Annotated in this window: 6 protein-coding genes and 1 riboswitch; of the genes, 2 read left to right on the forward strand and 4 right to left on the reverse strand. The window is 70.7% G+C overall.

Annotated elements, in window-relative coordinates; translation table 11 throughout:
* Positions 1-148: 148 nt before the first annotated feature.
* Both ACFYY2_RS19420 and ACFYY2_RS19425 read left to right on the forward strand, forming a co-directional pair.
* A complete protein-coding gene (locus ACFYY2_RS19420) occupies positions 149-6,904 on the forward strand; it encodes a glycoside hydrolase domain-containing protein (protein WP_388744254.1) in 6,756 nt (2,251 codons plus the stop codon).
* Between the two features lie 357 nt (positions 6,905-7,261).
* A complete protein-coding gene (locus ACFYY2_RS19425; protein ID WP_388744258.1) occupies positions 7,262-8,098 on the forward strand; it encodes a glycoside hydrolase domain-containing protein in 837 nt (278 codons plus the stop codon).
* A gap of 92 nt (positions 8,099-8,190) precedes the next feature.
* On the opposite strand, the gene ACFYY2_RS19430 is transcribed toward ACFYY2_RS19425, so the two are convergent.
* The 4 genes from ACFYY2_RS19430 to gcvT form a co-directional block, all read right to left on the reverse strand.
* Positions 8,191-9,576: an L-serine ammonia-lyase gene (locus ACFYY2_RS19430; RefSeq protein ID WP_327114331.1), complete on the reverse strand. Its 1,386-nt coding sequence runs from the start codon at positions 9,574-9,576 to the stop codon at positions 8,191-8,193.
* Between the two features lie 155 nt (positions 9,577-9,731).
* Positions 9,732-10,991 carry a serine hydroxymethyltransferase gene (gene glyA, locus ACFYY2_RS19435; protein ID WP_388744263.1) on the reverse strand — a complete coding sequence of 420 codons (1,260 nt, stop codon included), beginning with the start codon at positions 10,989-10,991 and terminating at the stop codon, positions 9,732-9,734.
* 19 nt (positions 10,992-11,010) lie between these two features.
* Positions 11,011-11,388: a glycine cleavage system protein GcvH gene (gene gcvH, locus ACFYY2_RS19440; protein ID WP_327114327.1), complete on the reverse strand. Its 378-nt coding sequence runs from the start codon at positions 11,386-11,388 to the stop codon at positions 11,011-11,013.
* A gap of 92 nt (positions 11,389-11,480) precedes the next feature.
* Positions 11,481-12,608: a glycine cleavage system aminomethyltransferase GcvT gene (gcvT, locus tag ACFYY2_RS19445; RefSeq protein WP_388744267.1), complete on the reverse strand. Its 1,128-nt coding sequence runs from the start codon at positions 12,606-12,608 to the stop codon at positions 11,481-11,483.
* Between the two features lie 166 nt (positions 12,609-12,774).
* Positions 12,775-12,872: riboswitch (glycine riboswitch) on the reverse strand.
* Positions 12,873-12,910 lie beyond the last annotated feature (38 nt).

Below are 12,910 nucleotides of genomic sequence, written 5' to 3' on the forward strand. Positions count from 1 at the left end.
GGAGTTGGACAACGTTGTCATGCTCGTGGCGTCGTCCGCCGGACCGTGCGTGCGTATCGCGACCTGGAGAGGTTACGTGTCCATAAGATCCCATCCCGCCCTGCCTCGCCCGGCGCTCCCGAGACCAGCGGGCCGGCATCGCCGGCGCATGCGCGCGACGGTCGCCACCCTGCTCTCCGGGGCGCTCGGCCTCGCCGCACTGGCCGGTGGCGGAGCGGCCGTTGCCGCGCCCCACGCCACGGCGTCCGCGGGAACGTCCGGCGGCACGGACTACACGGCACTCGTCGACCCCTTCGTGTCTACCGCGGGTGACGACGGCAACGACCTCCCGGGCGCCCAGGCGCCCCACGGCCTCGCCAAGGTCAACCCGATGACCACGCCGGGCCGCAACCACACCGGGTACGACTACAACGAGAAGCAGATAGCCGGGTTCACCGCGACGAACCTCGACGGCGTGGGCGGCTCGGGAGGCGGCGGCGACCTGCTCGTCGTCCCGACCTCCGTGCAGTACGACAAGCGGCCCGCCCCCAGCACGTACGCGCACACGTACAGCCACACCGACGAGAGCGCGTCGCCCGGCTCGTACAAGGTGGGCCTCGGGGCCGTGTCCGGGACCGGGGCGTCGGTCGTGCGGGACTCCGGCACCATCAAGGCCGAGATGACCGCGACGACGCGCACGGCGCTCGAACGCTACAGCTTCCCCGCCGGGTCGAAGCCCCAGCTCGTCCTCGACCTCGCCAACAACTACACCAGCCGCACCCGTTCCACGATGAAGGCGACGACGCTCCCCGACGGGACCGGCTCGATCTCCGGAGTCATCGCGGGATCGTTCAACGGCGCCGCGTACCAGCTGTACTACAACGCCACCACGAACGTCCCGGTGACGTCGCTGAAGAGCTGGGGCAACGACGGCAGGCTGAGCGACGCGACCAGCCAGGACGGCACCGACACCGGCGCCGTCCTCGGCTTCGACACGTCCGCCGCGAACGACGTCGAACTGCGCATCACCCTTTCGCCGATCAGCGCCGAGCAGGCCGCGACCGACCAGGCCCAGGAGGTCGGCGGGCTCACCTTCGACCAGGCGCGCGACCGCACGAAGGCGGAGTGGAACCGTACGCTCGGCGCCGTCGCGGTGCGCTCCTCGGCGAAGTCCGACCCCGGGTCGACGCTCACCAAGGAGTTCTACACCCACCTGTACCGCATGTACGCGCTGCCGGTGAACGCCACCAGCACCAGCGGCACGTACCGCGGCGCCGACGGCGCGGTGCACAAGGCGAACGGCTTCACGTACTACGACGGCTGGTCGACCTGGGACGACTTCCGCAAGTACTCCGTCGAGGCGTACATCGACCCGGCGACCTACCGGGACATGATCCAGTCGCTCGTCGAGCTCTTCGCCGACACGCGCACCTCGGGCAAGAGCCTCGGCAGCCTCACGCACTCGGTCCCGACCGTGCGCTGGGAGCGTTCGGCCGTACTCGTCGCCGACGCGCTGTCGAAGGGCTTCAAGAACTTCGACCGGCTCGACGAGGCCTACCCCGCACTGCTGTCGTACTCCGGCTACTACACCGGGGCACAGCTGCGCCAGGGATACGTGTCCGGTGACCCCGGCACGACCGTCCAGCGCGGCTACGACCAGTGGGCGCTGTCCGTCATCGCCGACGCGCTCGGCAAGAAGGACGACGCGAAGAAGCTGCGCACCCAGTCCACGATGGCGATCGACAACCTCGTGAAGTCCGGCGCCTGGACCGCGCCCGACGGCACCAAGGTGGGTCTGCTCACCCCGCGCGCGACGGGCGGGGACTGGCAGAGCGCCGACTACGAGAAGTTCGAGGCGGCCGGTCTCTACCAGGGCACGCTCTGGCAGTACCACTGGTACGACGCCTACGACATGGACCGCCTCATCAAGGCCATGGGCGGCGCCAAGGCCGGCAAGGCCGCGGTCAAGCACATGTTCGGCGAGGACTCCGCCGTCGACGACGGCTCGACCATGCTGCACTCCAACGCCAACGAGATCGACCTGCAGGCCCCGTACCTCTTCAACTACGTCGGCGAGCCCAGCCTGACGCAGAAGTGGGTGCGCTCCATCTACACCGGCACGACCTGGAACCGCTACATCGCGACGGGCTCCTCGAACGAAGCCCCCAGCTCGGGCGGCCAGTTCACCCCGCCGGTCAAGACGCAGGTCTACAAGCTCTCCCCGAACGGCTTCCTGCCGACGATGGACAACGACGCCGGCACCATGTCGACGATGTTCGTCGGCGCCGCCCTGGGGCTGTTCCCGGTGACCGCCGGTTCCAGCCAGTTCCAGATCGGCAGCCCGTTCTTCGACTCGACGACGATCACCTACGCCAACGGCACCCGGTTCACGGTGAAGGCCGACGGCGTCTCGCCGGACAACTACTACGTCCAGAGCGCCAAGCTCAACGGCTCGCGGTTCGACAACACCTGGCTCGACTACTCCCAGATCATCGCCGGCGGAACGCTGGACTTCACCATGGGATCCAAGCCCTCCCAGTGGGGCGCCCACACGAAGCCCGCGTACTCCCTGAGCACCAGCACGGGTGACGGCGGCACGGGCACGGGCAAGGGCGACACCGTCGTCTCGGCCAAGCCCGGGACCGTCTCCACCGCCGCGGACGGCAAGCTCGGCGGCAGCGTGGTGCTCACCCTGACCGGGCCGGCGTCGTTCGCCGCCCGCACGGGCACCAGCCTCACGAAGACCGGCGCGGCGACCTTGACCGGCCTGCCGGCCGGTGTCACCGCGGACCTCCGCGTCAGCGGACCGCGCACGGCGACGCTGTCGCTGAGCGGCACCACGAAGACCGACGCCCGTCTCGGCATCACCTTCCAGGACGCGGCCTTCGCCCACGGAGTGAAGGCCTCCACGGTCCGCGGCACCGGGATCTCCCCGACCGACCCGCTCCTCGTCTCCGCCGCCGCGGTGCACCGCAAGGCCCTCGCAGCCCTCGTCGCCGAGGCGTCCCTGGTGCGCAGCGGCAACTACTCCGACGGGTCCTGGACCCTGTTCCGGTCGGCGCTCGAACGCGCACGGACCGTCGTCGCTGACACCTCCTCCGCGACGGGCACGATCATGGCCGCGGACGACGCGCTGCGGTCCGCCGTCGACGCGCTCACCATCGACGAGGGCGGCTACGCCGTCCTGCAGGCCGAGTCCCCCGACCAGAAGGAGGGGCCCAGCCTCGTCAGCGAGCGGAACAACTCGGACGGCAACCTCGGCGGAGTGACCGAGGGATCGTGGGAGCGGTTCAACAAGCTCGACTTCGGCGGGGTCGCCCCGCGGAGCATCTCCGTCCGCTACGCGAACTCGCAGGCGACTAACGCCAAGGCGAGCAGCGTCGACGTCCACGCCGGCGCCGCCGACGGGCCCGTCGTCGCGACCGTCCAGCTCCCCGGCACCGCCGCCTGGCAGAACTACAGCACGGTGCAGGCGGCCGTCACCGACGCGGACGCCCTGCTGGACGCGTCCAGTGCGACGTTCGTGTTCCACGCCCCGTCCGGCCAGCAGTGGGTGTCGAACTTCGACTGGTACCAGTTCTCGCCGTACGACGTCTCCTCGTCGCCGGTGACCACTCTCGCCGCGCTGACCGCGGTGAACAGCACCACGACCGGAGGCGGTTCGCTGCCCCTCAAGCTCTCCAACGGCATCTTCGAGAACGTGACGAACGGTGCGTGGGCCGAGTGGAAGGACACCGACCTCCGTAGCGGCGCCGACACCGTCACCGTCCGCTACGACAAGCCCCAGTCGCGCGCGGCGTCGGACTCGCGCATCGAGCTCCACCTCGGCTCGAAGGACGGCCCGAAGACCGTCACCGTCCCGCTCGACTACAGCGGATCGGGCTGGGGCACGACCGCCACCACGAGCGTGCACCTCGACCCGTCCGTCTTCACCGGCGTCCAGGACGTGTACGCCGCCTTCGTCTCCAGCACGCAGACGGACGCCCAGCCCTACGTGGGCAACGTCCACTCGCTGGCCCTGACGCAGGAGGCCGACGCCCCCGTGGCGTTCGACGCCACCGCGTTCCGCTCCCACAGCGGCGGCGGGCTCAAGAGCGAGCCGGCCGGCTGGACCGGCGCGGGTTCCGCCACCAGCCTCGGCGGCACCTACGACGGAGCCTGGCTCGACTACGGGGACATCGACTTCGGTACCTCCGCGAAGAGCACCGTCACGGTCACCTACGTCAACAACTCCGCCCGCTGCGGAACCGGTTCGGCCGTCCAGATCTATCTGGACTCCTTCGACGCGGCAAGCCCCGGCACCCCGTACGCGACCGTCCCGCTGCCGGTGACGGGAGCGGCGTGGTCGTCGGGCGGGACGACGAGCCTGACCCTGCCCACGGCGATCACCGGTAAGCACGCCGTCCACCTGCGGCTGACGACCAGCCCGGACGCGTCGCACCCCTACGTCGCCAACCTCGGCCGGGTCGCCTTCAAGCACGTCGACACCCCCGCCGTCACCGACAAGTCCGCCCTGCGCAAGGCGATCGCCCAGTACGAGACGCTGTCCGGCGACGCCGTGCGCTACGACGCGATCGACTTCGGCGTGTACCGGCGCGAGCTCGCCGCCGCGCGCGCCGCGGCCGACGCCGACGGCGTCACCCAGCTGGAGGCCGACACCCGGACCCGCAGCCTCACCCTCGCCGCCAAGCAGCTGATCCCTCTCCCGAGGCTGAAGCTGGAGGACCTCGTCGCGACCGCGTCGGCCCTCGACAACGCGCGCTACACGGACGCGTCGTGGAAGGCGTTCACCAAGGCGCTCGCCGAGGCGAAGACCGCTCTCGCCGACGCCACGGCGACGGACGCGGCCCTCGCCGCGCGCCACGACGCCCTCGGCCACGCCGTGTCCGCCCTCGTCACGAAGCCCAGGACGGTGCCGGCCACGCCCGGCGCGGTCTCGGCCACGGTGTCCGGCACGAGTGTGACCGTCGCCTGGTCGGCGCCCGCCGACACCGGCGGCTCGCCGGTGACCGGCTACCGGATCACCCTCAGCGACGGCCACGAGATCAAGATCTCCGACCCGGCCGGCCGGAAGGCGACGTTCAGCTGGCTGCGCGCCGGCTCCTCGTACACCGCGCGCGTCCGCGCGGTGAACAGCGTCGGCAACTCCTCGCAGAGCCCCGCCACGGCACCCGTGGTCATCGGCGGCATCAAGCCGCACGCCCCGTCCGTGACGAGCGTGATCACCGACGGCAAGCAGGTCCGCGTGACCTGGCGGACGGCCGACACGGGCGGATTCCCCGTCATCGGCTACACCGTGACCCTCGGCGACGGCACCACCGCGCACGTACCGGCCACGATGAACACGGCACTGCTGACGGCCTCGGACAAGGCGAAGGCGCACACCGCCACCGTCACCGCGGTCACCCTGGCCGGCACCTCGGCCGGCTCCGCCGCGAAGGCCCCGGCGCGGTCCGCCGACCCGGCGTACGAGCCTTCGCCCTTCCCGGACGACACGCTGAACGCGGACTACGCGTCGGACAAGTGGCCGGGTGACGGCGACGGTACGGACTACTTCTTCGGCCTGCTCAACGGTTTCGACGACCTCGGCTCCGGCATCCTCGGTGCGAACACCAAGGTGCCGCACGGCGCCGCGGTCACCGCCGAGAACGACCGCATCGCCGTGAGCATCAACAACGCGGCCACGCAGAAGGAGGTGGACCGGGCCGAGATCGACGCGACGAACAGCTCCACCGTCACGATGGCGGACGGTCTGGGATCCCGGCTCGGCCGGATCTACGGCGACGCCCTCGGCGGCGGCCGGCTGCCGAAGACCAGCGCCCTCTTCTCCCGCGTCACGAAGGGGCTCGACAAGGGCGGAGCGGCGAAGGACCACTTCGGATACATGCGCCCGTACGTGCGGCTCGGATTCGTGGGCGACGGCGGCGACATCTACGAGTCGCAGGACGGCTCCTACGGCGGCCTCACCACCAGCGGCTCGTACCCCAGCGGTCACACCTACGGCGGTTACGAGGCCGGGACCATCCTCGCCACGCTCCTGCCGGAGCTGGCACCGTCGATCCTCGCCCGCACCTCGGAGTACGGGAACAACCGCATCGTCCTCGGGTTCCACTACCCGCTCGACGTCATGGGCGGCCGCATCGGCGCACAGGCGACCGTCGCGCACCGCTGGGCCGACCCCGGCTTCGCGAAGCTGCTGACCCAGGCGCACACCGAGATGGAGAACGTGCTGCTCGCGCAGTGCGAGAAGGAGGGATACGGCGACACGCTCGCGGCCTGCCAGGGCGACTCCTACGCCGGCCTGAACACGGACGAGCACGTCAGCCTGTACACGCGCCGCCTGACCTACGGGTTCTCCCGGGTCGGCGCGTCCGGGCAGGCACTCAAGGCGCCCTCCGACGCGGCGGCCCTGCTGATCACGGCCTTCCCGGACCTCACCACCGAGCAGCGCACCCAGGTCCTCGAACAGACCGCGACGGACTCCGGGTACCCGCTCGACCTCACCGCGAAGGGCGGGGCGAGCTGGGAGCGCATCAACCTGGCGGCCGCGATGGCGGCGAAGGTGGTCGTCAACGCCGACGGCTCGGTCACGGTGAAGAACTTCTCGGACGCCACCAAGGGAAGCGTCGCCGACGCGAAGTCGATCAAGGTCGGAGGCGTCGCGATCGACGGGTTCGACCCGGCCGTGTCCACCTACGTCGTGGACTGGCCGAAGGACAAGAGGATCCCCGCCGTCATCGCCGTCGCGGCCCAGCACGGCGCGCGGCTGAGGATCACCGACGGCAGTCCGGTCCTCTCGTCGCCGGTGAGCAGGTTCACCACCCGCACCATCAAGGTGACCTCGGCCAACGGGTCGGTCACCCGGACCTACACGGTCGGGTTCCAGCCGACGTCGAAGGACCACCGGCCGGGCGCCGGGAGGTGATCACCCCGAGGGGCGGTGCGACCCGGTGACCGGCGGACCCGCCGTGCCGTGAAGGCGCGGTGGGTCCGCCGGGAGGCGCAACGGCCCCGGGCCGGCGGCCCCTCCGGAAGAACCGCTCGGTTCTTCCGGAGGGGCCGCCGGCATGAGGGCCGGCCGGCTCCCCGCCGCGACACGGTCGTCGAGCACCTTTTGCGCAGCCTTGGGCAAAGCTTGCCGGGCCCAAGGGGCGGACGGTCCGAACGCGCCACGGCGGCAGGGTACTTTTCGATGCGCGCGAAGTCCGGGTGCCGGGGGACCGGAGCGGCCCGGACGACGCAGCAGCGACGAATCAGCAGAACCAGGGGTGGGAAACGCATCATGTCTACGTCCAAGAGACACCGGCTGTCCAAGCGCAACCGCTACCTCGCCTGGGGCGCCACCGGCGTCGTCGTGGCCGCCGCGGGAGCGTTCGCCGCGACCAGCGCCTCGGCGACCACGGCCTGGCCGGCGCAGAAGACGTTCACGGGCCGTGCCTTCGACGCCTGCACCGCGCCGTCCGCCGCCGCGATGAAGGCCTGGCACACCGGCTTCTACGGCGCCGCCGCCGTGTACATCGGGGGCAAGAACCGCGGCTGCTCCCAGCCGAACCTCACCGCGTCCTGGGTCAAGACCGTCAACTCCCAGGGCTGGAAGCTCATCCCGCTCTACGTGGGTGCCCAGCCGCCGTGCCAGACCGGCACGCGCAACGAGAAGATGACGACAGCCGGCGCCGCCGCGCTCGGCGCCACCGACGGCAAGGACGCCGTCGCCAAGGCCGCCGCCCTCGGCATGAAGGCGGGCAGCGCGCTGTACCTGGACATGGAGCCGTACGACATCAAGAACACGTCCTGCAACAAGGCCGTGCTCTCCTACGTCCGCGCCTTCGACAAGGTCCTGCACGACAAGACCTACCGGGCGGGCTTCTACGGGTTCTCCAGCTCCAGCGCGGCCGCGATCGCGACCGCCACGGACCGCACCAACCTGCCGGGCAACCTCTGGTACGCCAAGTGGGACAAGGCGAACACCACGACCACCGACTGGCCGTGGTCCAAGTCGCTGTACACGAACCACAGCCGTGGCCACCAGTACATGGTCAACAGCAAGGAGAAGCGCGGCGCGTACACCATCACGGTCGACCGGAACGCGTGGGACGGCCCCGTCGCGATCGTCGGCTGACCTTTCACACGCGGCCGGTCCGCCGGGGCCTGGCCGGGAGACGCGGGGGCGGTGCGGAGACCCGGCAGGCGGGTCTCCGCGTCACCTGCCCGCTAGCACTCGATGATGTTCACCGCGAGCCCGCCCCGCGCCGTCTCCTTGTACTTCACGCTCATGTCCGCCCCGGTCTCCTTCATGGTCTTGATGACCTTGTCCAGGGAGACCATGTGGCTGCCGTCGCCGCGCAGCGCCATCTTCGCGGCCGTGACGGCCTTGACCGCCGCCATGCCGTTGCGCTCGATGCAGGGGATCTGGACGAGCCCGCCGACCGGGTCGCAGGTCAGGCCCAGGTTGTGCTCCATGCCGATCTCGGCGGCGTTCTCCACCTGCTCGGGAGATCCGCCCAGGACCTCGGCGAGCGCGCCGGCCGCCATGGAGCAGGCGGAGCCCACCTCGCCCTGGCAGCCGACCTCGGCGCCGGAGATCGAGGCGTTCTCCTTGAACAGCATGCCGATGGCGCCCGCGGCCAGCAGGAAGCGGACCACGCTGTCGTCCTTCTCGGCCTCGGTGCAGCCGCCCGCCGCGAAGTTCATGTAGTAGTGCAGCACGGCCGGGATGATGCCCGCGGCGCCGTTGGTCGGAGCGGTGACCACGCGGCCGCCGGCGGCGTTCTCCTCGTTGACGGCCATCGCGTAGAGCGTGATCCACTCCATCGCGTGCTCCTGCGGGTCGCCCTCCGCGCGCAGCTGCCGGGCGGAGTTCGCGGCGCGGCGGCGTACCTTCAGACCGCCGGGCAGGATGCCCTCCCGGGACATGCCACGGGTGACGCAGGCCTGCATGACCCGCCAGATCTCCAGCAGACCGGCGCGGATCTCGTCCTCCGTGCGCCAGGCCTTCTCGTTCTCCAGCATGAGCGAGGAGATCGACAGCCCCGTCTCCCGGGCGAGCCTCAGCAGCTCGTCGCCGGTGCGGAACGGGTGCTTGAGGACCGTGTCCTCCGGGACGATCGGGTCCTGGCCCGCGACGGCGTCCTCGTCGACGACGAAGCCGCCGCCGACGGAGTAGTAGGTCTTCTCCAGGAGCGGAGCCCCCTCGCGGTCGTACGCGAAGACCGTCATCCCGTTCGCGTGGTACGGCAGGGCCTTGCGGCGGTGCAGGACCAGCTGTTCGTCGGCGTCGAAGGGGATGTCGTGCATGCCCAGCAGGTTGATGCGGCCCGAGGCGCGGATCTCCTCGACGCGGGCGTCGGCGCCCTCGACGTCGACCGTGCGGGGCGACTCGCCCTCCAGGCCGAGCAGGACGGCCTTCGGGGTGCCGTGGCCGTGTCCGGTGGCGCCGAGCGAGCCGTACAGCTCGGCTCGTATCGACGCGGTGTGGGCCAGGAGGCCCTCGTTCTTGAGGCGGCGGGCGAACATGCGCGCCGCGCGCATCGGGCCGACCGTGTGGGAGCTGGACGGGCCGATGCCGACCGAGAAGAGGTCGAAGACCGAGATGGCCACGGGAGTACTCCTAAGGGGTGCGGCGGACGCCGTTGTCTGCCGGGTGGTGCGGGACGGGCCTGTGGGCACGAAGAGCGCGGGGACAAGGGTGGGGGCACCGCGCTCACTCTTCAGTGTGCGTGGTGCCCCCACCCTGCGTGCAAATTGCGGGTGGCCTACTTGAGGCCGGCGTACAGCGGGAACTTCTCCGCGAGCGCGGAAACCCGGGCCTTGAGGCCCTCTGCGTCGTAGCTGGGCTTCAGCGCGGCGGCGATGATCTCCGCGACCTCGGTGAAGTCCTCGGCCCGGAAACCGCGGGTCGCCAGGGCCGGGGTGCCGATCCGCAGACCCGAGGTGACCATCGGGGGACGCGGGTCGTTCGGGATGGCGTTGCGGTTGACCGTGATGCCCAGCTCGTGGAGCCGATCCTCGGCCTGCTGGCCGTCGAGCTCCGAGTTGCGCAGGTCGACCAGGACCAGGTGCACGTCCGTGCCGCCGGAGAGGACGCTGACGCCCACCTCGGTGACGTCCGGCTGGACCAGGCGCTCGGCCAGGATGCGGGCGCCGTCCAGGGTGCGCTGCTGGCGCTCCTTGAACTCCTCGCCCGCCGCGATCTTGAAGGAGACCGCCTTGGCCGCGATCACGTGCTCCAGGGGGCCGCCCTGCTGACCGGGGAAGACCGCCGAGTTGATCTTCTTGGCGAGCTCCTGCGTCGACAGGATCACGCCACCGCGCGGACCGCCGAGGGTCTTGTGCGTGGTGGTCGTGACGACGTGGGCGTGCGGCACCGGGTTGGGGTGCAGACCGGCGGCGACCAGGCCCGCGAAGTGCGCCATGTCGACCATCAGGTACGCGCCGACCTCGTCCGCGATGCGGCGGAAGGCGGCGAAGTCCAGCTGACGGGGGTAGGCGGACCAGCCGGCCACGATGAGCTGCGGCTTCGACTCCTTGGCCAGGCGCTCGACCTCGGCCATGTCCACGACACCGGTGTCGTCGACGTGGTACGGGACCACGTTGTAGAGCTTGCCGGAGAAGTTGATCTTCATGCCGTGGGTCAGGTGACCGCCGTGGGCCAGGTTGAGACCCATGATCGTGTCGCCCGGCTTCAGCAGTGCGAACATCGCGGCGGCGTTGGCCTGCGCACCCGAGTGCGGCTGGACGTTCGCGGCCTCGGCGCCGAAGAGCGCCTTGATGCGGTCGATCGCGATCTGCTCGACCACGTCGACGTGCTCGCAGCCACCGTAGTAGCGGCGTCCGGGATAGCCCTCGGCGTACTTGTTGGTGAGGACCGAGCCCTGCGCCTCCATGACGGCGACCGGAGCGAAGTTCTCCGAGGCGATCATCTCGAGGGTGGACTGCTGACGGTGGAGCTCGGCGTCGACGGCGGCGGCGACGTCCGGGTCCAGCTCGTGGAGGGAGGAGTTCAGAAGCGACATCAGTGGGTCCCTTGGGGTCTCAGTTGCCGGAGAACGCGGTGTACTCGTCGGCGGAGAGAAGGTCGTTCGGCTCCTCCGCGACGCGCACCTTGAACAGCCAGCCGCCCTCGAAGGGGGCGGAGTTCACCAGCGACGGGTCGTCCACGACCTCCTGGTTGGCCGCGGTGACCTCGCCGGTCACGGGCGAGTACAGGTCGCTGACCGACTTGGTCGACTCCAGCTCACCGCAGGTCTCGCCCGCGGTCACCGTGTCGCCGACCTCCGGGAGCTGGGCGAAGACGACGTCACCGAGGGCGTTGGCCGCGTGCTCGGTGATACCGACCGTGGCGACGCCGTCCTCGACGGCCGACAGCCACTCGTGCTCCTTGCTGTACCGCAGCTGCTGGGGGTTGCTCATGACCTGAATTCTCCTGTACGCGGGGGAGTGCTGATGAACGGTGGTCTTACGGTGTGAGACACGAATGCGTCACGTGGTGCTGCGCGGCCCTGTCACTTGCGGCGCTTGTAGAACGGCAGTGCCACGACCTCGTACGGCTCGTGCGTGCCCCGGATGTCGACACCGACACCCGCGGTGCCGGGTTCGGCGTACGCCGCGTCCACGTAGGCCATGGCGATCGGCTTGCCCAGGGTGGGCGACGGCGCACCGGACGTGACCTCGCCGACGACCTCCCCGCCGGCCACGACGGGGAAGCCCGCGCGGGGCACCCGGCGGCCCTCGGCGACCAGGCCCACGAGCTTGCGGGGCGGGGCGGCCTCCGCGCGGGCCGCGGCGGCGGACAGCGCCTCGCGGCCGACGAAGTCGCCCTCCTTCTCGAACTTCACGACCCGGCCGAGGCCCGCGTCGAAGGGGGTCAGCGCGGTGGTGAGCTCGTGCCCGTACAGCGGCATGCCCGCCTCCAGGCGGAGCGTGTCGCGGCAGGAGAGCCCGCAGGGGATCAGGCCGTACGGCGCGCCGGCCTCGGTGAGGGCGGTCCACAGCCGCTCGGCGTGCTCGGGCGCGACGAACAGCTCGAAGCCGTCCTCGCCCGTGTAACCGGTACGGGCGATGAGCGCCGGGACCCCGGCGACCGTGCCCGGGAGGCCCGCGTAGTACTTCAGTCCGTCCAGGTCGGCGTCCGTGACCGACTTCAGTACGGCGGGGGAGTCGGGCCCCTGTACGGCGAGCAGGGCGTACGCCTCGCGGTCGTCCCGCACCTCGGTCTCGAAGCCGGCCGCGCGCTCGGTGAGGGTGTCCAGGACCAGCTGGGCGTTGCCCGCGTTGGCGACGACCATGAACTCGGTGTCGGCCAGGCGGTAGACGATCAGGTCGTCCAGGATCCCGCCGTCCGCCGCGACGATCATGGTGTAGCGGGCCCGGCCCACGCCGACGGTGGCGATGTTGCCGACCAGCGCGTAGGCCAGGAACGCCGAGGCCTGCGGGCCCGTGACGGTGATCTCGCCCATGTGCGACAGGTCGAACAGGCCCGCCCGGGTGCGTACGGCGTTGTGCTCGTCGCGCTCACTGGCGTACCGCAGCGGCATGTCCCAGCCCGCGAAGTCGGTCATGGTGGCGCCCAGCGACCGGTGCAGGGCGTCGAGGGCGGTGAGTCGGGGGGCGGCGCTCGGGGCAGTGCTCATGGACATGGCTCCAGGGCATGACGACAGAGGGTTGATCCCTCCCCATCTGTCATCGGAACCTGAGAGGTTCGCCGAGACCCCCCGAAGGGGTCCAGAAGGGTCGCGCCCTTCGGGTTCGGCTTGCACCTTGGGTGGGGCCGCACGGCGGCCCGCTTTTCAGATCTGCCTCATCCACGCGGTACGGGGCCTGAGAGATTCAAGGGAGGAACTTGCTCCTTCGGCGCCCGGCGCACACGGTGTCCGGGACTCTCCCGCGCGGATTCAAACGGCCGGTATGCAATTGGCGGGGTCATCATCGCACG

Source organism: Streptomyces sp. NPDC001822 (genome assembly GCF_042892135.1).
Taxonomy (GTDB): Bacteria; Actinomycetota; Actinomycetes; order Streptomycetales; family Streptomycetaceae; genus Streptomyces.